At 43.0% G+C, this 25,740-nt stretch carries 16 protein-coding genes and 1 pseudogene; 10 read left to right on the top strand and 7 right to left on the bottom strand.

Features of this window, described 5'->3' with window-relative positions; translation table 11 throughout:
- Positions 1-353 precede the first annotated feature (353 nt).
- The 7 genes and pseudogenes from JWG44_RS19265 to JWG44_RS22365 all read left to right on the top strand — a co-directional run.
- Entirely contained in the window at positions 354-9,575 is a 9,222-nt protein-coding gene (locus tag JWG44_RS19265; RefSeq protein WP_205276692.1) for a TIGR04388 family protein, read from the top strand.
- Positions 9,550-10,209 (top strand): hypothetical protein, encoded by a 660-nt coding sequence (locus tag JWG44_RS19260; RefSeq protein ID WP_205276691.1) that lies wholly within the window; start codon positions 9,550-9,552, stop codon positions 10,207-10,209. The genes JWG44_RS19265 and JWG44_RS19260 overlap by 26 nt, the downstream gene beginning before the upstream one ends.
- 17 nt (positions 10,210-10,226) lie before the next feature.
- Entirely contained in the window at positions 10,227-10,436 is a 210-nt protein-coding gene (locus JWG44_RS19255; protein WP_205276690.1) for a hypothetical protein, read from the top strand.
- A gap of 20 nt (positions 10,437-10,456) precedes the next feature.
- Positions 10,457-10,675, top strand: a complete 219-nt coding sequence (locus JWG44_RS19250; protein ID WP_205276689.1) for a hypothetical protein — start codon at positions 10,457-10,459, stop codon at positions 10,673-10,675.
- A gap of 71 nt (positions 10,676-10,746) precedes the next feature.
- The gene (locus tag JWG44_RS19245; RefSeq protein WP_205276688.1) at positions 10,747-11,748 is read left to right on the top strand and encodes a DUF1016 N-terminal domain-containing protein; all 1,002 of its coding nucleotides are present in this window, start codon (positions 10,747-10,749) and stop codon (positions 11,746-11,748) included.
- Positions 11,749-11,793: 45 nt separating this feature from the next.
- Complete coding sequence (locus JWG44_RS19240; protein ID WP_205276687.1) at positions 11,794-12,012, top strand: hypothetical protein; 219 nt, start codon at positions 11,794-11,796, stop codon at positions 12,010-12,012.
- Positions 12,013-12,356: 344 nt separating this feature from the next.
- Positions 12,357-12,758, top strand: a pseudogene (locus JWG44_RS22365) (TIGR04388 family protein); the annotation flags it as partial.
- Between the two features lie 60 nt (positions 12,759-12,818).
- On the opposite strand, the gene JWG44_RS19230 reads toward JWG44_RS22365, so the two are convergent.
- Positions 12,819-14,081: a DDE-type integrase/transposase/recombinase gene (locus JWG44_RS19230; protein ID WP_205276685.1), complete on the bottom strand. Its 1,263-nt coding sequence runs from the start codon at positions 14,079-14,081 to the stop codon at positions 12,819-12,821.
- A gap of 425 nt (positions 14,082-14,506) precedes the next feature.
- Between JWG44_RS19230 and JWG44_RS19225 the strand changes: the two genes are divergently transcribed.
- Both JWG44_RS19225 and JWG44_RS19220 read left to right on the top strand, forming a co-directional pair.
- On the top strand, positions 14,507-15,019 hold the full coding sequence (locus tag JWG44_RS19225; RefSeq protein ID WP_205276684.1) for a hypothetical protein: 513 nt from the start codon (positions 14,507-14,509) through the stop codon (positions 15,017-15,019).
- A 92-nt stretch (positions 15,020-15,111) separates the two neighbouring features.
- Positions 15,112-15,660, top strand: a complete 549-nt coding sequence (locus JWG44_RS19220) for a hypothetical protein (protein WP_205276683.1) — start codon at positions 15,112-15,114, stop codon at positions 15,658-15,660.
- Positions 15,661-16,062: 402 nt separating this feature from the next.
- Here the strand turns inward: JWG44_RS19220 and JWG44_RS19215 are convergent, their stop codons facing one another.
- Positions 16,063-16,818: an SDR family NAD(P)-dependent oxidoreductase gene (locus JWG44_RS19215; RefSeq protein WP_205276682.1), complete on the bottom strand. Its 756-nt coding sequence runs from the start codon at positions 16,816-16,818 to the stop codon at positions 16,063-16,065.
- Positions 16,819-17,007: 189 nt separating this feature from the next.
- On the opposite strand from JWG44_RS19215, the gene JWG44_RS19210 reads away from it, so the two are divergent.
- Positions 17,008-17,904: an AraC family transcriptional regulator gene (locus JWG44_RS19210; protein ID WP_205276681.1), complete on the top strand. Its 897-nt coding sequence runs from the start codon at positions 17,008-17,010 to the stop codon at positions 17,902-17,904.
- 62 nt (positions 17,905-17,966) lie between these two features.
- Here JWG44_RS19210 and JWG44_RS19205 read toward each other — a convergent pair whose 3' ends face one another.
- The 5 genes from JWG44_RS19205 to JWG44_RS19185 form a co-directional block, all read right to left on the bottom strand.
- Positions 17,967-19,610, bottom strand: a complete 1,644-nt coding sequence (locus JWG44_RS19205; RefSeq protein ID WP_205276680.1) for an EAL domain-containing protein — start codon at positions 19,608-19,610, stop codon at positions 17,967-17,969.
- A 474-nt stretch (positions 19,611-20,084) separates the two neighbouring features.
- On the bottom strand, positions 20,085-20,681 hold the full coding sequence (locus tag JWG44_RS19200; protein ID WP_205276679.1) for an Lcl C-terminal domain-containing protein: 597 nt from the start codon (positions 20,679-20,681) through the stop codon (positions 20,085-20,087).
- Positions 20,682-20,696: 15 nt separating this feature from the next.
- Positions 20,697-22,931, bottom strand: coding sequence for an Lcl domain-containing protein (locus JWG44_RS19195; protein ID WP_205276678.1), 2,235 nt, complete (start codon positions 22,929-22,931; stop codon positions 20,697-20,699).
- A 166-nt stretch (positions 22,932-23,097) separates the two neighbouring features.
- Positions 23,098-24,201 carry a helix-turn-helix domain-containing protein gene (locus JWG44_RS19190; protein ID WP_205276677.1) on the bottom strand — a complete coding sequence of 368 codons (1,104 nt, stop codon included), beginning with the start codon at positions 24,199-24,201 and terminating at the stop codon, positions 23,098-23,100.
- A gap of 250 nt (positions 24,202-24,451) precedes the next feature.
- Complete coding sequence (locus tag JWG44_RS19185; RefSeq protein ID WP_205276676.1) at positions 24,452-25,597, bottom strand: helix-turn-helix domain-containing protein; 1,146 nt, start codon at positions 25,595-25,597, stop codon at positions 24,452-24,454.
- Positions 25,598-25,740 lie beyond the last annotated feature (143 nt).

Below are 25,740 nucleotides of genomic sequence, written 5' to 3'. Positions count from 1 at the left end.
GGCATAGAACCTTTTGCCATTATTTTTGTAATTCTTTCCCATTCTGCACTTGGATGAAACGGATTGTTCTCCAAAGAAAGTAGAAGCGCTCGGTAGCGCGTATTGTTTGCACCATCGACTAACTTTTCAATTTATCAAAAGCGTAATTCGTTTCGGTAGAATGCTCTCGTTTGGCCCTCTCTTCTTTTATAATTCAGAATTAAGGCTCCTCTTGAAATATGTGATATGATGTTGACTTCAATATCACATATTTTACCGTTTGTTCTTCGTGGTGTGATAATTTATTATCTGAACAATCACTTTGTGCGTAATTTTCTCATTTGTCCCTAATTTTGATTTTTGAGAGTGTATGTATGTTTTTTAGACCCAATTTTTATTTTCGAATTTTTTTGGTTTTTCTTCTAGGTTCTTGTTTCGGGCTCTGGTCTCAACCGGTTGTAGTTCCGAATTTGAATACTCCGGTCTTTAATTCGAATAGTATGAACCAGACGTTTAGTGTTGCGGACGGTATGCAGACGATCGGCAACTGGGACGCGTTTGTTTTTCAGAATGTGAGTATCTTGCAGACTCAATGGGAGGCTCAGGTTCAGGCTCAGATTTCGATGATCGTGAATAGCGTTACGACGAGCGACCATTTTGCTTCGGTTCAGGACTATCAGGCGTATGTTCACAATTCTTTGCAGGGTCAGGCGAGCGAACAGTTGTTGGAGTGGCAGTCGGCGGTGGAGACCGAGATTTTGTCTGAGAGGAGCGAATATCTTTCCGCGTTGTATGGTTCGAATTCGGGCGCGGTTGCCAGTTCCACGGCTCAGTTTCAGAGTCAGTGGGATTCTTTTATTTCGGGGAGCGGTTTAAATTTAAATCTCGGCGGCGCTCTCAGCCAGGCGGTTTTGAACAGCGGCCAACAAACTTTGGAGGGTTTGGAGAGTCAGTGGTGGAACGATTTTCATAACAACCTCCAAAACGGTTTGCAGACGTATCAAGAAGCTCTCCAGGGTTTAACTGACAAATATCAAAGTTTAATTTCTCAGATCAACGCTACGGAGATGCAGTATCAGGCTCACCTTGCTCAGATTCAACAATCTCAGGCCGGGGTTAAGGATCAGATTCTTACAAGCCTCGAAGGTTATCAGAATTTTTTAAACGGGAACGGCCTTTTTTGGAATACGATTTCGGTTTTGTATGACAACGCTTCGAACAGTTATGTTCAGGCGAGTTGTCCCGCGGGTCACGTTTGTACGACCTATCAATACGATCCGACCAACAGTCAGTTTTATGGAGCAGGGGCTTGTCCTGCGGGTCACACCTGCGCTAACGTTTTGTATGATACGACTACGAGCAGTTACGTTCAGAATACGGTTTGTCCTTCGACCTGTAACGGTACAGAACAAGAGAACCTTACAATCCGCACGGGTTTGAACGCGGACGGCCGAGCTTTCCAGAATGTGATCAACAAGGTTGCAACCGCGATGCAGGAAGGTTATGTGATGCCCGCGATTTTCGATTATACTTCCGGGACTATGCTTAGTTACAACAATAACTGTCTTTCGGGAAGCACTTGTGTGAAGGGTTTGTTCGACTCCACTTCGGGGACTTTTGTTGCGTCTAACACTTGTTCTGCGGGTCACACTTGTTACAGCGCGGTCGTGGACAATACGGTTCCGGCTTCGGCTACGGGTTCTTATTTTGCGAACAGTTGTCCTGTGGGAGACACACGTTGTGTGACTTGTGCTGCGGGTCATTCTTGCCAGGTTCAGGATATGGAAGCGGGTTTTTTGTATGCTTCGAGTCTTTTGAGCACGTTTTTACACAACGAGTTGTTGTCGACGCAGAATGCGCTTCAAAATGCGGTTAACGTTCAGAACGGCGCGAGTTACACCTATCAATACGGTTCGAACGGCGGACCTTTGACAAACAATCCTTTGACTTATATGCAAGGATGGTGGCCTTCCCCGTTTAGTCATTACGACCAGAGCTCTAATTTTTCGACGAACGACGTTTCGATGTGGGAGATTTTCAATAGCGGTGCGACCGAAGGGGCCGGGGGGTTGGCTCAGAAAATCATGGCCTATGTTCGCAATGAGATCACCGAAATGGATCTTTCAAACTGGATCATGGATGCTTATTCCAGCGGCCTGGGCGGATCGGGATCTCCTCTGGAGGGTTTGGTGGGACTCGGTCCGGGTATGACGATTACCGGCATCAATCAGGCGGATTTGCGCGCTTTTATGAATTACGTCGGCGATCCTGCAAATCCCAATCCGTATTGTCCGAATCCTTTAGGCTGCAACAACGTTGATTTCTTTAATCCCGGTCCGGGTATTTTTGGCGCCAACCGAACTTACAGCGAAGGACTTAATTCCGGAATCGATTTTCGAGCCTATGTGGCGCGACAAATCTATCTTACTCCCGCCTTGGTCCCGTTTTTTTTGGACATTCAACATGAACAAGACTACGCGTGGATCGAACTTTCGTTTACCGTAACGAATAACAACGCGTATGCGAACGTTACGACGTATCAGGACCTGGTGTTGCAGCTTCAGGCTTTTGAACACGATTGGCAGACGAACGTGATGCCTTCGATCACGAACTGGACGGCTCAAGTCGCGTCGTATCAGGCTCAGTATTCAAACTGGCAGACTCAGATGCAGACGGCTCTGAGCGATGCTCAGAATACTTTTAACTCCGGAGTTCAGGATATCCAGAGTCAACAATCGTCCTGGCTTGCACAGATGGGTCAACTGCAACAACAGGCGACTAACGCGTTTCATTCTGCGCAGAGCGCTCTTCAGAACGGACAGGGACAATCGAATTATCAACAGCTCACTCAAGAGGTGTTGGCGGGTTTGAACAAGGGTCAACTGAAGTCGAATTTGGACGGGGATTTGACGGTGGATCAGAGTTCTTTTAAGGACGCTTTTGGTACTATTCTTAGCGGTCTGGATCGAAATGCGGACCGAGGGATCCCGAATTTCGCACTTTTGGACCAAATCGGTTCTGGGATCAATCGGATTACTACGGGGATCTCGAACTTGAGTCTTCTTTCTTCGACTAACAATGCGACGATGGATACGATTTTGGGCTATATGAAAGGTATCGCCGAAAGCTTGAGAGACGAGAAGCAGTTTACTCAGAACGGATATAGCGATCTGATCGAAGCCGCAGGTATCAAAACAAGAGAAGTCAAAACTAAGGATCGGATTACGGGAGAAACGATCAGCACTTCTTATGTTTTGAATCCGGACGGATCCATTGCAACGTTTACCGAGAACGGCGAAACGAAACAGATGACTCTGGGAGATTGGGTTGCAGAGCAGTGCGGAGACGACTTAAGCAAGGCGGCCTGCAGTCAGTATGTTGAAAACAAGTATTCGAGCGTGGATGTGGCTGCTGACGGAAAGATCACGGCTCACAGAAAGGTATATGACGGTACTTCTTCGTATTGCGGTTCGGACGCCGGGAACTCGGACTCTTATTGTTACGGTACGGAGGACGCTTTGGTTACGATCGCGGCTCCTTCGAAAGATTCGTTTCTTCTGGGGAGAGGCGCTTCGCGTTTAGGAGATATTTTTAACGAAAGGGAGAAAGGTTTTAGCGATCTTGTGAACGCGACGTTTCAAAACGTAAACGGTTATCTTTCTTCGAACAAACATACGGCTCTTCTTTTTACCGAAATGAATAGGGTCCAGCAGATGAGCGACCGGAATTCTTCTCTCGCTTCTCAGGACGTTGGGAACAAGGTGAAAATCGCCAACCTGATCGCGGACTACGCCGAAGCGGTTTTGTTAGGCGGGATGTCGACTAGCGCCTGGGTGTCGAAACAGGCAAACCAAGCGGTTCAGGACGTCGTTGCGACTGTGATTGCGAGAACTTTCGACTTACCTCCCGATGTGGCGTCTTTTCTCGCGGGCGGTCTTCAGACTCATTTGGAAGTATCGAAAGCAAAACACGATATGGGGTCTAAAAATTTAGGCATTGGAAAAGGAATTCACAACTTTATTGACGCGGTCGGAATGGAAGGTTTGGAGAAAGCCTTTATTAAGGTCATTCCCATGGCTCTGGTCGCTTTGGAAGGTGTTGCGCCGGGCGCCGGTATCGCGGCGTCCGAGCTGTCCGAATCTAGTTTTAAATCCTATGAAAATAATCTGGCTGCGATCGATAAATGGAAGGATTTCAAAAACAGCATGTACGGTTTTGGAGTTCAGAAAGCTGCGATCGCGAACGGTATGTCTCCCACGTTTGCCGGAGCTTTGGCTCAGTACACCATCGATTATATGGAGATGCGTCACGCGAAACAAGAGCTCGGAATGCGAAGCGGCGCTTTTTCTTTGCAAGGGCTTGCCGGAAACCTAAAGTTAGGAGTTGCGAGCATCGAAGGCGCGGTCGGTGAAGCGATCGGGGCGGCGATTCAAAGCGGGGTACATATTTCCGGGGATCTGGGTTTGACTTCCGAAAAATACGAAAAACATATCAATCAAGAGACGAGAGAGATCTTAAACGACATCAAGTTCAAAGACTTTAAAGACGATATCCGAAATTGGGATAGCGATCAAGCGATGCTTGCGAGCGAATCGGTGAAGGAGTATGGCCGTATCCATCATCTGGACCAAAAGACGATCGATCTTTGGTCGCAACAAGCGTCGGACTTCGTGGTAAGAAAACAAGCAGAGAGGGACTTAAACAAACGGGACGGCCTTATCAATTTAACGGCTCTTACGAATCCGGTTTCCGCGATTATGTTTCTCGACAACAAACTTTTCGGCGGCGGAATTACGAGTCTTGTTTCCAAAGGCGTCAAGGGAGTTCTGACAACGATCGCGGATGTCGGAAATCTACTTGGCGAATCGATCGTGTCCTCGGACTTGCGAGATTCCGTTTACGATCAGACTAAAGTTTGGAACAATACGATCACTCAACAAGACGTGAAAGCGAGAAGCCAGCAGGGTATTATCAACAAGGCATTTGTTGAAACCGAGATGCGGAATGTTCTTTTTGACGTGATCGGCGAGGCTCTGGCGGGCGACAAGGATATGGGTCATGGTATTGGTTTATTATTAAAACATCATATCGATCAGAAAGAAGCAAAAAAAGCCGCGAGAGAACAGAGACTGAAAGACGCGGAGGTTCTGGCCCAATTGGCTGCGGCTGCGGCCGTTACTTATTTCGGAGGGCCTGCGGGTATTCAGATGTTGAACTCCGTGCTCGGGACCGGAGCCACCGCGATCAATACAACTCTCACAACGATCGGCCTTTCGTTAAACAACGCTCAGGTGGCGATGATTGCGGCGAGCACTGCGGCGTCGATGGCGATTGAAAACCGAATCAACGGTGAAAATGGGGCGGCAGCGGCGCTTGTAAACGGACTGATCTCGACTGCAACTTTGGGCGTAAAAACGCCACTGACGGGATATGTAACGTATACCAAACATCAGAACTCCAATCTAATCACGGGCCAACAAGAAGTAAAAGGCGGTTGGGGTGGCGGAGTGAGCCTGAACGTATCGGGGATCAAGGGAGTACCAGCGGCTCAAGCGCTTCAGAGCATCTTGCAAGGAATGAAGATGAGCAACGTAACGATGGGCCTGAGCTACAACCAAGATGCGGGCTTTGGAATGAACGTAAATACTAACTTTTCTAACAATATCGGCTTAGGGTTAGATTACAACTTCAAAAGCGGCGGCTATACCGCAAACGCCAGCTATGACGTAAACCGTGCTGGGGGAAAGGCATGGGCTAACGGGAGCGTGAACTTGTCGGCGAGCAAGGACGGGCATGCCAGCTTGGCGCTTTCCTACAACCACGACGGTAACACAGCGATTCCTCAGAGACTGCGAGGCGGTGGAGCGACGTTGGATCTTGGTAACGACGGAATTCTTGGATTTAGCATCCAGGGTTTGAAAGGGGCGACAGTGGGAAACGTAAACTACAATACGAACACTCACGGTTGGGAAAAAGGAAGTTTGAACCAGAATTTTCAGAACGAATATCTTCAAGGAGTCAGCGCAGAGAGCAGTTCTTACAATCACGAAAAAGCTCAGATGGAGATTTTACACAAAGAGATCAGCTTGGGAGCGAAGATGGACAAACCTTTGTATACCCAAGCAGATATCGACCAATATCTTCCGAAGAACAAAGACGGAAGCATCGACTTAGAGAATGCCCAACCAGAGAAACTATTAGAAAAGTGGAATGCTCACAAGGAAGCGATGTCTCAGACTTCGGACGGAGTTCAGAAGTGGAAGGATGAGGTGACGCGTGCGGGTGAAAAATCCGGAATCGAGATCAAGTTTAACGACGGCAAGTCTGCGACGAGCACGTTTGGGAAGTTTGTGAAAGGGCTTGGTGGAGACATTGCTCAGGCTTTCGGTTTTGCGAACGACGGAAGCAAGATGGTGGACAAGGCGGGAGTGTTTCACTTGGATACTTGTTTTGTTGCGGGGACTCAGGTTCACACGAAAGACGGCCTGAAGTCGATTGAAACATTAAAAATCGGTGATGTAGTGCAGTCCTGGAACGAACATACCGGCAAATTCGAATTCAAACCTGTCACAGAACTCTTTGTCCACGAGGTCCCACAACTCTTCTACTTAGAATTGGACAACGAAGAAGAAATCCATACAACTTGGAATCACCCGTTCAGAAGAAAAACAGAAACTTCTAATTTAGCAACAACCGCAAGAGCGGTAACGAGCCTAATCGGCTCACCGAGCGAACGCAAGAGTGCAATAGAGGAGATTCCCCTTTCTACCGACGCGTATGCGTCGCACGCCCATGCAAGTAACTCCGCTTTAACAAGCGCTAACTCGGAGTGGGTGAAGGTGGAAGACCTGAAAGTTCAGGATCAAGTGTTGAAGTCGGACGGGACTTGGGCGAGAGTGACAGGAATCTTTCACTACAACACAGATCCGACGAAAGTGTACAACATCGAAGTAGAAGACAATCACACGTATGTGGTAGGTGAGAATGTGGGAGCCGTTGTCCACAACTACGAAGGCTCATTTGACAAGAACGTTCAATTGGCTAGAAAGGGGCTAAAGGATTTGATGGGTGGGGGAGTATTGAGTTTTCTGAAAGGAGAGGATGGGATTGCTCCTCAGGCAAAAGACCTTTACAACAAACTCGAGAACTATGAATCTCAAAACCTGAAACTGAGCTCAGAAAGATCAAAACTTCTTACGGAAGGCGCGGTAACACAGGGTAAAAAAGAACTGCTTGCAAAACGGAATGAATTTTTAGTTCGCGTTGTTAAAGATCCGAGCGCAAACGACGTAGAAGGCATTAGCGACCTTCGCAGATCGTTGAAGGATGTAAATCCGACATTGGGACTTAACAAATCGCAAATGCAAGCAGTTGAAACTTGGCTGAAGAAAACCTCCGGTGAACAAGGTTTAGGTGGAGGGGTTGGACTTTTCAAAGGTGGAATGCAGAATGTAGGTAATAACAGCGGTATCAAGGGACTCATCTTGAAAGCTGCGTCTGAGGCGGGAAGTTCCAGCGAGGTTGCTCATTTGAACGAGAAGCTGGTTCTAAACAAGGAACAACAAAGGCAAAAGGCGCTCGATCACGAGGCAGTGGGAGCGAAGTTGGCCGAAGTGATTACTCACGACTACGAGCAGTTGAAAGTAGCTGCATCCGAGAAACATTATAACGACGCGAACTACTCGGACTTTATCGCAAAGACTCAGAAGAGCGGTATTAAGTTGGATTCTCCGTCGACATACATGGCAAACGAAGGCAAGAAGGTTCAGGCAGAACACCAAAGCAAGTTAGAGTTTATCAAGAAATACGGTGAGTTAGACAAACACGGATCAAACGGGAAGGTCGTGGTAGAGCAGTTGATGAATTCTCGTGAAGGATATGTAAATTCAGATCTGAAAAGAGAAGATATGGCGAACCGCCTGCTCGTAAATAGTCCAGCATATCAAGAAACGAAAACACTTTTTGACAGAAGTGTCCATACAGTGGATCGTTTGAAAACGGATATCGAAAATCGCAAGAGTCAACTCCATGCAGAGGGAAAGACTGAGAGACAAATCACATCGGATTCCGAATTGAAAACTTTGAACAAAGACTACGAAAAGGCAACGAAAACTCGCGATGTAGCAAAGAGTGAAATTGAGACTCTTTACAGGAATACGCTGTCAAGTGTGGATTCGAAATCAGTTTACGGTCCCGAGATCTACGCGTCGGCACTGAAGCAGGCAGAGAAAAACCAAGTATATGCAGAGAATTTAAAACAGATTTCTGAACTGAAACACTCCAAGGAGAACTCGTTCGGAGGAGTGTTTGAAAAGGTCGTTCCTGGGATGAACTTGAATCGTGAAACGAATACCAAAATCGCTGAACTTGAAAAACGAAACGGCGAAATCGTAGATGCGCTTGCAAAAAAAGAAATGAAGGCAAACGACCAGGAAGCAAACCGGTTAGGAAAGGGTGGTCTACCAGAGCTTGACAAAACGATCTCTAAGACACTGGATGCGGAGATGCGTAAGATTGTAGATCGAAACTACGACGCGGCTACTGGTCTCTTTAAAGAGGATGGCCCTTTCGCGCACTTGAATAACCCTAAAGTAATTGATGAACCACTTCAGATGACGAACAACTTCAACTTTGGAGACACGAAAGAGAAATTTCAGCCAAGTCCGGAAAGAATCCAAAAGATTGCAGAAAACGTAATATCCGGATATACGAATGCGCCGACTAAAGATGCGAACGTGAAGAAGTTAAGCATCGCAGAGGTGGAAAGGATAGCTGCGTTACCGTTTGAGTCACCGAATGATCGTTTCAAACGCACTTATGGCAAGGACTATGATCCGAACGATGTGGATCACAAGATCATGCTTGCGAAAGAAATGGTGAGTGCGAGAAACGCGAATCAAAGTCAGTTCGGACCTCTCGCTGTGCAGTTGTCTGCAACGTTTGAAAACATTGTAAAACAGAGCGGAGGAAAGAAGGAGAACTTTACTCCAGATCCTTCGATGAAACCGGGAAGCAAGGAATACAAAGACTTTGAAAAGGTTCGCGAATGGATCTTTTCGGGCAAGAACCCGATGGAGATGGGGAATGCGACATCGGAAGCACTTTGCCGGGTTTTTTACAACTATGACCAGGCCTTGTTTACAAAGAAGATTGGAATGGATACCAACCTCGCAACGTTTATGACTCACAAGATACGGAATGGTCTTGTGTCTATGGGAGTGGACAACCCGGCCCCAGTGTATGACAACGGTGGAACAGCGGGTTACAGCTACTCCTCCAAACCAGACACGAGGCTGGACAACGACTTTGGGCGTTACCTGGTTGACAAAAAAGGAAATCCGCTTGGAATGAGTGGCGCTATGAATTATGAGAGTGTAACTAAAATCGCTGCGGAATTGCCCGTTGGGAGTGTGCTTCAAATTTTTGGTGATACAAGAAGCCCACCGGGACCAAATCACTATTTCTTTGCAATTAAGGGAGAAGATGGAAAGTTTCGGTATTTTAATAATAATTCAGATGAAAAAGAACAGAAGTTTGGGGAAAGAATTAACTGGAAAATAATGAAGGTATATGGATTGTATTATGACAAGAAGTAACAGAAAGTATATTAGTGTTTTGTTAATTGTTTTGTTGGCTTCTCTTGCTGGTTGCAAAGAAAAACAACCGGAAGTAGTTGAGATCAAAGACAAGTATGTGCTTCCTCCGAATTATTCAGGAACTTTGAATGCGGTGGCGTATGACTTTGAGCATCCTAATAAACAATGGATTGGCATAGGGGCCTCTGATATTGAAAAATTTTTTGGAATTCAAAGGACAAAATATCCTGGCCATTGTGGGATTTTGGATTTCGAAAAGAAAACTTTTTCTATTCGGATTACTGGAACCAAGAAGGATCGAGTATTAAAGTTTTCGTATATTGGAAATCATAGATTTGTGTTTCTGGACGAAAAGGGAAGAGGATATGTTACAAAATTTGAACACTCAGTAAATCCTAATATTGATGAAGACGATTATTACTATTACTTTTATCCGCTGTCTGATATATCCAATGAGAAGAAGATTGACAACTTAGATTCTTATAATATTACATATGAATTTCGTATGTCGGATTTAGAAAAAGACTACAAAACCATGAACGACTGCGAGGAAGAGACGATCGAACAAGAGCGCGTCCAGCAATCGATCGACGCAGAACACGAGCGGGTCAAGGGCGACTTGGCTCCACCTTGAGGTTGTATTCGGATCGTATGAACGAAAGAAACACACAAAGAGGCTTCGTATTAGGCGAAGCGGTTCGAAACAAAGCGACCGGCCAAAAGATGTATGTAGACGTAGCTTGGAACCCAAAAGTAAGTTGCGTTTACTTTGATCCGGAGAAGGACAGCCTTGTGAAAGTTCAGATGTTGCCTGAGGAATTGGAGCGGATTAAGGGAATTTTACCGTATCTTCCCAAGTAAAGTGACTGGAGGTAAAAGGTATGAATTACCTAATAAACGAGGAAAAAAATTCAATACGTCATATCTATACCTCTTCCTTTGATATTTCTCTTTGTAAAGATAGAAAGCTGATAAAGAGCGGGCTTAATACAGTTGTTGAGTTTGAAGATCTGGATGAATTATCTGAATTTTTTCCTAATGAAATTGCAGGTGAAAAATCGATTTGTCAAAAGTGTATTGTGATGCTCAATAAACCGTAACGGACCTAATAAAGCCGGCAGATATTGAATCAGCATGTTTCATAAAAAACTAAAAAAACTCTGGTGTTACGTTGAACCCCTCTGATCTAAAAGAAGCATTAGAAAAGATCTTGAATACGTATGAAGAAATGCGTCGTTTGAGTGATCAAAGTGGTAACTCGGTTATTTTAGAAACAAACCGTGAAATCGGAAGAATCTTGGCATCGACTGAAAGAAAAGTGAGTTCAGAAGAAAAGCAGAGTGGAAGTTGGATGCAGGCAATTTCACATAACCTACAAAAGCAGCTAAAAAAAGGGTTCTCCGAGAGAACCCTTTTTTATTGCCGTAAGTTTTATGAAATCTACAAAGACAAAGATTTAGACGGCCGCTTAAGCTGGAGCCATTACCGCACACTTTGCACAATCGAGAACCCGACCTTGCGATCGAAAGTTGAACGCGAAGTTGCTCAAAATAATTGGAATCGTGAAGAGTTACAAAAACGACTTCGAGATCTGAGCGGGATCAAAGAACGAAAAGTTCGTACTAAATGGAAACGCCCTGAAGGGGAGCTTTGGCACTACAGAATTAAAGAATCCGGCAAGATGGGAGTAAGCTACTTACTTGATCTAGGATTTTACTGCTATTATGAAATCCCTGAGAAAAAAAGCAAAACGTACAAAGAAGGAGATATTCTTAAGATTAAAAAAGAAAAAGGGAACTGGAATTTAGAAAAAGTATCCATCCTGAGATCAAAGGATATTTATTTCTACTCTGGAGAACTGGAACGAGTAATCGACGGAGATACGATATTAGTAAAATTGGATTTAGGTTTTAACATCCTATCTCGGCAAAGAATCCGCTTAAGGAATGTTTGGTCATCGGAAATGGATACCCAAAAAGGCTATTCCAGTTTTGAATCACTCAAAAAAAAGCTTCCGGCTAAGACCAAACTGATCGTTCGAAGCAGATCGAAAGATATATATGGCCGATATGTAGGTGATGTGTTGTATGCAAAAAAGAAAACAATGACCCCGGAAGAGATAATCCATACAGGCAACTATTTGAACTCTGAATTAAGCAGTGAAAGTGAATAAGAAATAAGTCTTAAGAACTATATTCTTCAAACCGAATATAATCCAATGGCTGCTTTAGAGAATAGAAAAAGTGAAAGAAAAGTCCTTCTTAAGAAACTTGAAAAAGAGCTGAAAACACTTCAGGACTATGAGCTGGAAGATGTGGAAGCATATATAGAGCTACTAAAAAGGAACTCTATTGAATCGTTTATGTACGCCATGGATACAATTGGAGAAGCCTACGAAGTTCGTGAAACTCAAACGAAGCTCCGCATGGTTAAATAATGTTTAATTTCCGCATCTTAGTTTTTCGTAAAAAAAATCAGAAACGACCTTTTAATTTGACAAAATCCCTGAGTAGGCGACTCTTTGATTTATCAAAGAGTCGATTCCGGCTCTTTAAACTCCCTTTCAATTTTTCCCACAAATCTTTTCAAATTGAATCCACGTTAGCGTCAACTGCACCGGCGGTGCAGTTGAACAACAGACAAACCCGCGAGAGTGATCGCAGCGGAAATCCGGCGATGCACCATCGTTTATTGCGTTGTTCTTTGTTTTTGAAAAAAACGAATGGTGCTTCGCTGATTGAAGCGAAGAGCACGTTTCGCGTAGCGAACTCGCCCAACCTAAGCGGCGGCTATACCGCAAACGCGAGCTATGACGTAAACCGTGCTGGGGGAAAGGCATGGGCTAACGGGAGCGTGAACTTGTCGGCGAGCAAGGACGGGCATGCCAGCTTGGCGCTTTCCTACAACCACGACGGTAACACAGCGATACCTCAGAGACTGCGAGGCGGTGGAGCGACGTTGGATCTTGGTAACGACGGAATTCTTGGATTTAGCATCCAGGGTTTGAAAGGGGCGACAGTGGGAAACGTAAACTACAATACGAACACTCACGGTTGGGAAAAGGCGACTTTGAACCAGAACTTTCAGAACGAATATCTTCAAGGAGTCAGCGCAGAGAGCAGTTCTTCGAATCACGAAAAAGCTCAGATGGAGATTTTACACAAAGAGATCAGCTTGGGAGCGGTGCATCTTCTCTGTGAAAGCTAAAATGGAAAGTCCGGATATTCGGACTTTCAAAAACTTTCAACAAGAACCACAAAGATCATTTTTGTTAATGCCTGGCCTTTTCGAAGCAGCTTGTTTAATTGGATCCGAAAATCGAAGTGGATCGGGAATTGCCCCTTTTAAAACTTCTTCGGGGGAATAACCAAATAAAACTCCGCTCGGGCGATCATTGTATTTAGGAACAGCAAGTTCTAATGTTTGCACAACATCTTGAAAAGAGAAAAGTTTTTTCGGAAAGAGAAATTCGTATTTCATTTTTTTGTTCACTGCTTCGATCATACTGTTTGAAAAGCTGATATCGACTTGAGCGATTAATTTTTCGATAAACAATCCTGGTTTTCTAAGAAAACCGTCGACCTCCCCTGCATTTTCAGAACCATCATCGCAAAGAAGCTGAATCTGTTTGTGAAACAAATTGTATCTTTCGCACACCTGGCTCAAATTTAACATCGTATTTTTGGAATTCCACTCTAGAGAGGCTTTCCAACCAAGAATTGTTCTCGAAAAATTATCCATAATGAAATGGATATATACTTTAGATCCGTCTTGCATGCGTAAGATGGTTGTATCCATATGAAGGAGACGCAAGGGAGTGGTCGAACGAATGCCTATCTTTCTTCTTGCCTTTCGGATGATTTCTCTTTTAGGAGCGAGAACTCTGGCATATTTGTAAAACGTCGCCAAACTTAAAAATGCGGCTTCGTCTTTGAGAATTTTGTAGAATATGGATCGCAGAGGCCAATGAAAAAGCTCCGGTTTTTTAAGATACTTTGTAATGATTTTTTGTTCCGAAATTGTAAGTTGTTTAGGATGAACCTTTCTACAAAGACCAAAAATTGAGGAGTCACAAAGGATTTCGTTTTTCCATCTGTAATATCGTTGAACGGACACTTTCATGAAACGACACGCTCGCTTGAGGCCGATACTCGGGGAGATGCGTTGTATGATCGAAGCGATTTGTTTCCTTCGATCATTCCAGATCCTTCTTTTTCCTCTGATGTTTTCAGACAAGGAATCATAAAAAGAATAAACGGAGAAAAGCGACTTTAGAGTTTTCATAAACGTTTTGCTATCAAGAGCTTTTTTATACAATTCCAGATCCTTAAAAATTGGATCGTTCGAGTCATACCCGATGATCTTGGAAAGATTGCGATTCTTCCAATCGTAACGTGTGGATTTTGGAATGAAATTTCTTTCGGAAGGAGAAAGAAGATTCAGTTGAGTTTTGAAAAGAAGAGCAGTGTGATATGAGTTTTTAGTTTTGATGTGAATCGGTTTCATTATTTTTCAGAAAATTCATACGAAGGATACATTGTAAAACAAAAAAGTAAAATTGATCGTGAATATTAATTTTTAAAAATAAAAACTTAATTTTAGACGGAGTGCCTTTTTATTTTTTATAAGTTAGTGAAACTGTCTAGGAAATTTAATTATTAAAATATAATATACTAATATATCATGAGAGTTATGTGTCAGAGGTGCGATTGACGGAAAGGGATAGGGCCGTTATTGAGGAATTAAGTGCTTTAAACAATGAGTATAAGGAGAAATTGAGAACTCCAGAACTCCGTGAAAAGAAGCTTTTGGGCTGTTTAGCTGATATGCTTTATTATGAAGTAGGCGGATTGGATTCGGATTTAAAAAATCTGAGTTCTAAATATTGAAACGCTGCGGTTTTCAAATATATAGAAGTTATCCGCTTGTATTTGAATGCGAATATCGAGAATTTTATCAAGAAAGCTGCTATCGAAGACGCTCCTGTTTTATATTTTTTGATAATGAATTTGGATTGGTCCCTTTGTGCTATGCCCAAGGACGATTTGATTTTCCAAGTGCTTTCTTATCACGTTGTATATAAGAAGAAAATTGAAGATAAACAACTCCGTAAAGATTATATAAAATTATTCAGAGTGACTATAAACAAAGCACTCTTTCTTCTTGAGAGGAAGAAAAAAGAGTTGAAATTTATGTCTGATTCAATTCGTAAAATCGCCGGAGAAAAAGCGGAAGAAAACATTTCTCTAATAGAAAGAAACATATTACTGGAAGCTTTAGAAATGACGAAGCTTTTGGCACACATACACGATAACCAATCCGAATATGCTCACTATATGAATCTTGGTTGGTTTGCTCGTTCGCATATTCGTCATTATATCAAATCGTTAAAGGCCGAATCTGGTGGGCTTTCTTTTTTGTCGCAGGAAATCCCGCACCAGTGAAAAACGTAGTCCAATTAAGGAATAACAAGAGTCGGAACTGGAGAGCGATTCGCTTTCGGAAGATATATTAATAAAAATGAATGGAGTATGAAATGAAAGAAAGAATGATAAAACTGTTTTTGTGTGTTGGGCTGAGTGTTTTGTCTGTATATTGCGGAGGTCCTCAGTTAAAGGACAAAAAGGCTGCGTTTGATACGTCTTCCTTTAGAGTGTATCTTTTGGGAGCGCAAAGAGCGGAGTATTATGCGGGGTATCGTCCAAAAAATGCTGAAAATGATTTTTATGTATTTTCGCTTGGCTTTGAGAATTCCACAGATCAACCCGTCGTAGTGGATTGGACTTTAGTGTTTTTGGAGAATGACAAGGGAAAGTTTATTGGAGTTCCGGTTGCATTTAACGAAGCGACATCCTTCTGGGCTTCATTCAAATCGGATTTTCGTCGTTCTTTTGGAGTTGCTGACAAAATAAAAGCGACGGTTGAGCCTGGAGAATCGATTGCGAAGGAATATGGTTTTCTTTTAAAGCGAGCGGATCTACCTTCTCAATTAGTTTTACTCAGAGATCCGGGTGATGAATTGGCCAAAAGTAAGGATGTAGAAAAGGACCGGAAGAAGTTCATTTTAGGAAAGGTAAAGCTCTAAGGACGAAGCATTTTTGCAAGTTTTTCTCGGAAACACCGCCTAAGAGATAAAACTTTTATCTGTCAATGTGTAGATACCATACTCGCTTAGAATCTTTTTCGTTTTTTTAAACCAGAAGATTTTAACCTTAAAATCGAACCGACTGCATCCGGTGAGACAAGAAATCGGGCTCCGGGTCTTGAAAACGGCCGGGTCAACCCGGAGAGGGGGTAGCGCAATACCGAGCGTTCCTTTCACTTAACGTTTGTCTAAATTAGAAAAAGATCAAGCTCGGTATGGAGCGAGGGGGAGACCTCCCCCTCCAGCCAAAGTCATAACCTAAAAACTCTCGAAAATATCGTTTTTCAACAGTCAAAAGATTGATTCTTAAATCTTCAGATTCGGATCCTTCCGAAAATCATTTTAGAGTAAAAAACCGCCGGACACTTCGATGTCTTGAGCGGTCACCCAACCGAAATCATCCGAAAGAAAATGGACGATCGTTTTTGCAACATCGATCGGCGAACCGATTCTTCCAAGAGCCGTTTGGTCGGCAAGAGGTTGGATGAATTCGGGATGTTTATCGAATACTCCTCCGCCCAGATTTGTGTGTACGGGGCCGGGTGATATCGAGTTCACTCGAATTTTTCTGGGAGAAAGTTCCTTTGCCAAGTATCGTGTCCAAGAAGTTAAGGCCGCCTTCGAAGGACCATAAGCTGAATATCCGGGAAAGGATCCATGACTCGAAGAACTTGAAGTGTTTACGATCCTCCCTTCGTCTTCCATAAATCGTACGAGATGTTGTGTGAGAAAAAAAGGTCCCACAAAGTTCGTATTAAAAATGTTGTAAAAATAATCTTCGGTCATTTCGGCGAACGGCATTCCGCCTCCGATCCCTCCGTTGTTGACCAAGTAGTCGAAAGTTTTTCGATTCCAAAGTTCATCGAGTTTCTTTTTTACGAGTCTTGTAAATTCTTCGAACGTTTCCTTCTTGCTCAAATCGAATTGAAGCGCGACCGCGCGGATCGAAGAATTTTTTTCGATTTCTCGGACTACTTCTTCCGCTCCTCTTTGATCGGAATGGTAGGTAAGAATCACTCCGATTCCTTTTTTACCAAGTTCCATTGCGACGCTCTTTCCGATTCCGTTGCTTCCGCCTGTTACGATTGCTACTTTCATTTGAATCCTCTTCTATTCAGTTTTCTTGAAATATCTTACGTGATTTTGGAAAAGGAACAAGATCCGATCGTGCCGTTTTATTGCCTAATTCTACCGATTAATCGGAAATTGGGATTCGTAATGTATGATTTTCGTTTGTTTTACGTTTTTTAGAATGCCTAAAAGTATCTTCTCTGTTATACTACTTCTATGAAAGATCCTTTAAAAGAAATCGCTCGTTTGGCGATTCATGCGACTAACCGTCCTACAAAAACGGAATTACCCGGAGTGTTGATCATCCAAGGGGAAGTTCCGGAGCATCAACTTGCTGCGGTTTACGAGCCGATGATCGGATTTGTAGTCCAAGGTCGAAAAACGATTTCGATCGGAGAACAGATTCTTCGTTTAAAGGCCCCTTCTTATTTCGTGATCACCGCTGAAATTCCCGCGACCGCAAAAGTTCATCAGGGACCGAACGGAGTTCCTTATCTTTCCGTCGGACTTCGTTTGAATCAAAACTCTCTTATAGATCTCTTCAAAGACATCGGAGATAACAAGGACGATATTGAAACTCCGGGCGAGTTCGAAGTTTGTCCCGCTTCGGAAGATTTTATAGAAGCATGGGCGAAGATGCTTCGACTCTTGGACACACCCGAGCATATCAGGGCGTTGGCTCCCGTTTATGAACGCGAGATTTTGTATCGTACTCTTCTCGGACCTCAAGGTTGGCGTTTGCGAAAACTTTGTTGGACGGAAGGGAAGGGCTTTGGAATTCATCAAACCATTCGTTGGTTTCGGGAAAATTATACGAACGCGGTCGATATCAAAAGACTCGCGGAAAAATCCGGATTGGGTGTAACCACGTTTCATCGTAAGTTCAAGGAGATCACCGGTTTGAGTCCGATTCAGTTTCAGAAACAATTGAGATTGATGGAAGCCAGAAAACTTTTGGCGTTCGGAGGTTTTCCGGTAACGGAAGCGGCGTATCAAGTCGGTTACGAAAGCGCTTCGCAGTTCAACCGGGAATACTCTCGATTTTTCGGAGCTCCTCCTTCTAGAGACTCCCTGAGAATACGAAAAATGGAAGACGCACGATCCGTTGAATAAAAGTTAAAGATCAAAGATGAACGGGCCCGTATTCTGATCGAATGACGTTAGTCCCGTTTCGTTTATCGTTTTGATTCGTAGAGGACCGAATCCACTCTCGGATTTTTTCCGAAAACCTGGGACAATCCGCGGATGTTCATCGGATAATAGTAGTGATACCCTTGCAGATAATCGGCGCCGGTGTCGACGGCTATCTTCTCGTATTCTTGATTTTCAATCCCTTCTAAGATTACTTTTTTATCCATCGTATGTATAATTCCGACGATCGAGGTTAGAATTTTAATCTTAGACGGATCGCGTAACGCTCCGAAGATTAAATTCTTATCGATTTTAACGATGTCGGAAGGAATCTGCTCCAATCTTGAAAAGTTGGAATGACCCTTTCCAAAATCATCGATCGCTATTTGAAAACCCTCGAGATGGAGAATTTCGGCTTGTTCTCTGAGTCGATCGAGCGCGTAGTTATCCTCGCCTTCGATCGAAGTTTCGGTGATCTCTATAAGAATCTGATCCGGTGCGATTTCGTATCTCCTCGCAAATTCCAAAAGTTTTTCGGTGATCTCTTTATGATTCAATTGTACCGGTGAAACGTTGATCGTTAACTTGCAATCGGGATCGATTCCTGAAACTTTTTTTAGAATGGAAATTTCGCTGATCGCGTTTTTCATCACCCATTCTCCGATCGTTAGGATAAGGCCGGAAGTTTCCGCGATCGGAATGAATATATCGGGACTTATATTTCCGTTCACGGAGTGTACCCATCTTGTTAGTGTTTCCACAAATTCTATTTTTTTTGATTTCGAATTCAATATGGGTTGATACTTGAGTATCAATTCTTCGTTAAAGATGGAATTTTTTAAAGAAGAATAGAGTTGAATGGCCTTCTGTCTTTCGATCTCTTCCTCTTGTTCTCCAAGAATATAATGGCTAAAGGGATATTTTACGGCTTTTTTTAACGATTCGGTGAGTTTGGATCGGATTTTTTTGAAGGATTCTTTTTGGTCCTTCATCAGATATGCGCCGATCGAAATTTTAAAGAACAATTCGCTATCATGATAAGAAAGCGGATAGTCCATAATCGATATGATCTGTTTTGCAAGAACTGAAAGATTGAATTGTTTGTTTTCAACGGGGATCATAACTAATATTTTATTTTGAGAATATCTTAAGATCTTCGTATTTCCGTTTGTGAGAGTAAAAATTTCGGTGGATACGTCCATAATTACTTGTTCGATATATTCGATTCCCGGTTCCGGAAGCCCTTTTGTGGAAACGAATTGAACCTCGATTAAAAAAAATGCAAAGCGGGATTTCCCCAGGAAAGTTTTTAGTTCCCCTTTGTGAGTTTTGATTCTTTGTTTGATGGCGATTAATTTTACTTTGGAATTGGGTATCGCGGGTATCTTCGTGAGTTCGAAAGTGATTTCTTCGGTCTGCTGATAGACCAAAGCGTAAAGATGATAGGTTTGTTCGCTCTCGCTTACGATCTCCATAAAGAGTTCGAAGGTCTTCGAATTGTTTTGATTCTGTTTTGAAAATTGGGATATCGATCCTACAAGATCGCAAAGTTTTGTTTTTAAATCGGGAGAAGTTATAAGTTCGCTCTGTATGACGGGATCTAACTCGATACATTCTCCTTGAAATCCGCATCGTATTTTTCCGGAAATGTTTGTTGTCGGTTCTCTTTCGCTTTTTAATAGATTCATTCTCTTTGGCGCTCAGTGTTTTATATCACACTTTTGCGCAGAATGATCCTTGTTCTATAAGTTGCATCCATTAAACGTCTCTCGTTCTTTTTCTGAATTGGCTAATGATAAATTAAAAACTTTTTATTTCGATACGATTCGATCTTCTTTGCCATTCTTTAACTTCCGCTTTTTAAAGGTTGTAAGAAATCATTTTCTTCCCTTTCGAAAATTCCGTTTTTATAGAAAGTTTCCTTTTGGCATCCAAGTCGTTTTATTAAATCTGATAAGGCGAAATCTGCAAGGTCTGCTACTTTTCTTTTCCCGAAACTCTGTCGATCTGTCCGGAAAAGGAGTCCATCTTGAAGATAGACGTTTCCCGATCCGTGCTAACTTAGAGGGTTTCCCGGGTTTATCTAAAAAAAAGCCCTTGGTAAGGGGAAAGAATACCAAGGGCTCCGAGGGTAATTTCGCGATTTAGAGATTCGACATTTCTTACGGTCCGCTTACACAACGGACATACGAACTTGTGGAGTTATTCTTTGGAAATTCGATCACACCGCCCATTCTAAAATCAACGACATAGGCCATCGTTCGATATGCGGTATTTCTCGGAATTCGATACGCGTTATCGTTGTTCGAAGTCTCCGTATAAGCCTGAGGATCGTTATCGGGCGTCGTATTTGGACTGGTTCCGGTTGAAATTCCGGAAGTCGAAGTCCAGTAGTAGGTTCCGGAAGTATTTGGAAAATAAGTTCCATTGATAATCGGAGCAAAGGTTTTTCCATAATCGACGAGGTTGGACAATTCCTTCACGTTGGGGAGTCTCCAAATGCGTCCCGCTAAAGAAAGCGAATTGCAATAACTCAAAGCGTTTGCCCAATTGGAAGCGCTTGCGGCGGGAGTGCTGCAGTCAGTAATTCCTTGTCCTCTGGAACATTTTTGCCAGATGAGTCCGCCGGCGCCTGTGATCGTCCCATCCAAGTTATCGTTAAACGGACCTCCGATCGAATCGATCGGCAAAAAAGATCCGAATAGAATTCCCAAACCGATAAAACCCGAAAGGAAAGAATGTTTGTTTACTAGTTTCATTTCGAACTCCTTTTTTTAATCCGTTATACAGAGAGAAGTAAAATTGTATGTAGGCCAACTCCAGGATGTTTCCTTTAGTTTGTTATTGGGATGAGTGGTTCCTCCAAAGATAGAAACGGTCCAGGCACCCCAAGACTGCAAAGAGGATATCGCGGAATAATTGATAGGACCGTTGGACAATGGATCGATGGCCGGGGAAAGAGAAGCGCGATTGGAAGCGCTGATCGTAATCGCGTTTGTGCTCGTCCAATATCTTTGGTAGTTGTTCCGAAGGATTCCGGGAAAGTAAGTTTCCGGAATCGACTCGTTTCCAACGTTTCCGCCGTATTCCAGAATTGTATAATATTCAGCTAATGTGGGAACCCTCCAGCCCTTTTTTCCCGCGTAACCGTTGCCTGAGTTTCTCAGATTCAATTTAGAACAATCCTCAACGGAACGATTGAAGGTCTTATACGGATTTCCAAGATCCGCGACGCAGGAGGTTCCGTCCCAAATTTGATCGGCCGCACAGGTCTTTACGCAGGTCGTGCCGTTCCATTCATAATCGTATAAACAGGTCTTCCAATATCGGAGGTTTTGCGTATCGACCGTCACAAAATCGCTTGCATAACCGCCTAACGTTCCGGGAGCTAAAAGACCGGAAGAAAGCGCCGAGAATTCTCCGTCTTGACCCGTGCTGGAACAAGAGACTACGATCCCGCTATCATCGGAACATACAGTTTGTTTTGTATCCGAGGCGATCAGATTGCGGATATCGCTGACGGTTCCATAGTTTAAGTTGATATTTCCGGTAACTACTGAAACCGTAGGACTGGATACAACAAGATTGCCCGCAATATCTTTGAACGAAGCGCTTGTATAACGAAGATAAAATTTATGCCATTCCGGTAAGTTACTCTGAAGATCTAAAGTATAAGTTCTCTTATCCGTACTCCAGGAACCTATTACGCCGGGCCATTTGATTTCCGGATCTCCGGTCTGACTTTGGTCTCTGTGTTGCGGATTGGGAGTCAGAGACGTGTCCATATCCTCGTTGAAAGTTAGGCTGAAGGTTTTTTGAGAAACGCTCAACGCGTAAGCTGTTGTGTTCGGCGTCAAAGCAGGCGAGACGGAAACGATCTGAGGAGAAACGTCGTCTCGTGTGAGCGATGTAGTGCTCGTTCCCACGTTTGAACCGGCGGTTGTCAAACAAACGCGGATCGTATTGGAACCGCTACTTAGGTCGCTTCCTAAAATCGTGTAATCGATGTTCGTATTTGCCGCTGCGGATCCGGTGCTTAGAGAGGTTCCAGTAGAACAATTGCTTCCGCCAACCCGAACCGAATAATTTCCGGCGATATCCGATTTCCACCGAAGAGTGGAACTATCGGTTCCCTTGATGATACTCTTACTCAAAGAAACGATCGTGATCGTTGGATTTCCAAATGCGACGACGTAGGAAGCGCTGTCAGTCGAGCCTATATTTCCCGCTTTGTCCACGGCAAGGGCGCTGAAGTTTGTGGTAGCGTTGTTTGGAAGTGTGATTGAGGACGAAAAGAGGGAACTGCCGGAACCTGCGACTCCGGCGTTGGAGATAGAGGCAGCAGTTCCGTCGGTTCGATAGGCGATCTGATTACAACCGGAGTTTCCCGTATCCGCGCAGGAGATGGAAACGTTGGGCGCGGAGGAACCGTATGTTCCTGCGGACGGAGTAAAACTAACCGTCGGAGCTACATCGTCTCTGACGGCGTTCAGCGAATACGAATCCCAGAGAGTGGAACCGCTCGTATCGAAAATGCAGATACGGATCGAATTGTTTCCCGAACTTAGAGCCGTCACGCCCGCGATCGCGTGAATACGAGAAGTGGTGGAAGAAGACGCGGGAACCGAACCTGAACTATCGACGGTTCCGTCTAGGCAGTTGGTGGAGCCGTATCGAATTTGATAAGAAGCGGCCATCGAACTGCTCCACTGAACGTCCACAAACTCGATGGCTCCCGTTTGACCGCTAACATAAATCGGATTCGCGGACGAATACGTTAGACTCCCCGTCATCGGAGGCGCTAAGGAAACGGGAATCGGAGTTCCGTCCGAATTGTTTACAACGGAAGAATTGGAGCTTATCCCCGATGGAAAAAAGAAAAAGGAACGATTTTTATCTCCCTTCTCCGTGAGACAGTTCGAAAAAATCAGAAGAAGAATCAAAGTAAGAAATCCAATCTTACCGAAAAATGGAATTTGAAACTTTAAATAGAAACGTATTTTCTTCATAACTCTCCACCCGTAAAAGAATCGATTGTTTTGAAGATAACAGCTTTTGAATCGGATATCTCTCAATTCTATAAAACGCCTTTCGGTAAAAAAAAATTTAAGCAAAAACGATCGGAAGAATCAATCCGGAAGTTTTTCTTTTTATCCGAAGGAAAAGCTGATAGAATTAAGAATTCTTTTTTCTGAATTGAGAAGGGGTCATGCCGACTTCTTTTTTGAAAACCGTGTTAAAGACCGAAAGCGAATTGAATCCGCTGTCGAAAGCGATTTTGATCACCGAACTTTCTTTTTCGGAGAGAAGACGCGCTTTTGCTTCCTGAATTCTAAATTGATTGATGTAAGTAAAAAAACTCTTATTGAGATTGTTGTTTAAAAGTTCTGAGAGTTGATGCGACTTAATATTCAGTTTTTTTGCGAGTTGATTTAAGGTGATTCCGACTTCGAGATAGACCTTGTCCTGCATCATCAGTGTTTCGAGACGAACTGCAAGATCTTTCGGGTCTATATTTTGAAGAGTACTTTTTTGATAGCTCATCTTCTGGAACGATTCAGAGATCGCGTTGAACGTAATCGGATAAATCTGACTGATTACAAACGCGTAAAGCACGGTAAGGGTGAGAATACCCAAAGCTAAAAAATAAAGTTCAACAAAGACCGCGTTTAGGGAGAGTAGGGAACGAAAGTCCATCAAAATATTGGTGATAACCCCGGCAAACCCCACGCCTAAAATAAGAATGATGTGTTTCGACCACGGATAATCGGAGATGTTACCTTTGAACAATTGAACAAATTTTACCAGAATCACCAACATGTATGTGAGAGTGATGATTGTGGAGATTCCGTAAATGAGATCGTATCTACCTTCGAATTTTTCGTTTAGATCGTTCAAGGGAAAGTTTCCGAGAATCAGATAAACGGTATCGAAGACGTAAACGATCAAAAACAAAACCGCAGGGATATAGTGCGGAAGTAAAATCCGCAGGTTAACTTTTTCGTTCAGAAGCAGAAGGTTGAAGTAAATAAATAGGGAAGGACCTATCAAAAAGATAAAAAATATTTCGAACGAAAAATAATGAGAATAGACGAGTCCAAAGCCGTTCAAAAGAACCAGACCCTTGAGCAGGAAAAAACTCATGGAAACGAAGATTAAAAATAGGATGAAGTTTTTTAGACTTCTTTCCTTCAAAATCTGAATCAACGCGAATATGAGCGACAGAATACCGCCGAAGCCGACATATTGATAGAATATTAAACCTATGATCTCGTTCATTTTGAATTCAAGAAATCGGGCGTAGATATGTTCTTTAGCTTTTTGACTCGAAAAAAGAAGTCGATCTCACAAATACTTCAAATTGATAACCGACAAAAAGAACACCACCTATCACGGATTATACTTTGACGAGACGGAAAAACCTTTTCTTACTTCTAAAACGGCTTTTTCCATCCCTTCAAGTTTAAACGACTACCAAAGGGGAATAGGCTAAAAAAGTATCGAACAAAAGTCCTCTTAGTAAATTAGACTAACAAGGGATTGTCGATTCTTTATCTACCGTCTCCATCAAATTGACGGGTATGTTTATTTCTTTTCCAATGAGTATACTCTCTCGGTATCTGCTCGGACTCATTTTTACCATATTTAAAAAAGCTCTTTGAAACGTTGAAACTGAATTGAACCCGACTGCCATCCCGATCGAGATGACCGATCTTGCCGGCTCTTCTTTGAGTAGTTTCATCGCTTCCTTTACTCGGTAAATATTGACGAGGTTATTGAAGTTTGTCTGAAGATAACGGTTGAGAAAAGCGGAAAGCTGATGAGTAGACAAACCGAGCTCTTCGGCGACCGAAGGTAGTCGGATATCTTCGTCTAAAAATATCTTTTCCGTATCGAGAAGATCGTAGAGATTCTTTTTGATTTTTTCGGTATCCATATTTGTCAGATAATAATTTCCTGAGGGCTGTGTGGAAAACGACCCGGAAGGAATCGGAACAGAAGAATGATTTCCCGATTCTATTTTTTTGAACGGAAACTGGATAAAACTGTTTAAAAGAAAAAACGGAGAAACCAAATAGACGATCCCGCCGATTTTCATCGCGGGTTCCTGGTAGTTTCCCGGCAAGAGTTGATTTATCTTTTCCACAAGCATCAGCGTAATCAAAAAATAAATGAGCTTAAGTCCTTTTTTTACGTAAAAGCTCTTAATAAAAAAATGAACGTAAATACAATAAAGGACAAGTATGGAAATCGATACTTCGCTTACGGAAACAAAAAGATTGGGAAGATTTTGATTCTCCGGATGATTCCAAACGGATAGAATCAGGACGCTCGTAAAAAGAGAGATCGATCCTATCGCTAATAACTCCTTAGAAAAGGAAGTCTCTTTCTGATTTGTTGTTCTGTCTTTTTCTCTAAGATCGAACGATTCTTTACAAACCGTGTAGATAACGATCGTTCCCGCGATCAAAAAGAAAGAATACAGAAAATCACCGATAAGCCGGAGCGTTTTATTGGAGAAATAATTCTGAGTGGAAAAGATGATTAAGTTAAATCCGATAGCCATAAGAATAAGCGCCTGCTTTCGATGGAACGACCTCCTTCTTTTGATAAAATATATCAAACCCAATGCAATGTATTGGATCGAACAGGCAAAATAAAGATCGTAAGACATGAACCAACCTACCGGAATTCTTTTTTGAATATCCTTATTTTAATTGAACCTGAGAATCCAAACCATTGAGTTTATAAACTCGAAAGTTATTTTATAGAAATAGATCTAAAAAAAAGTGGATTTCTCGGGGAACTAAAACAAGC

Origin of the sequence: Leptospira ainazelensis (assembly GCF_016918785.1) — a bacterium.
In the GTDB taxonomy this organism is placed as follows: Bacteria; Spirochaetota; Leptospiria; order Leptospirales; family Leptospiraceae; genus Leptospira; species Leptospira ainazelensis.
This window is presented reverse-complemented; position numbering and strand designations above follow the sequence as displayed.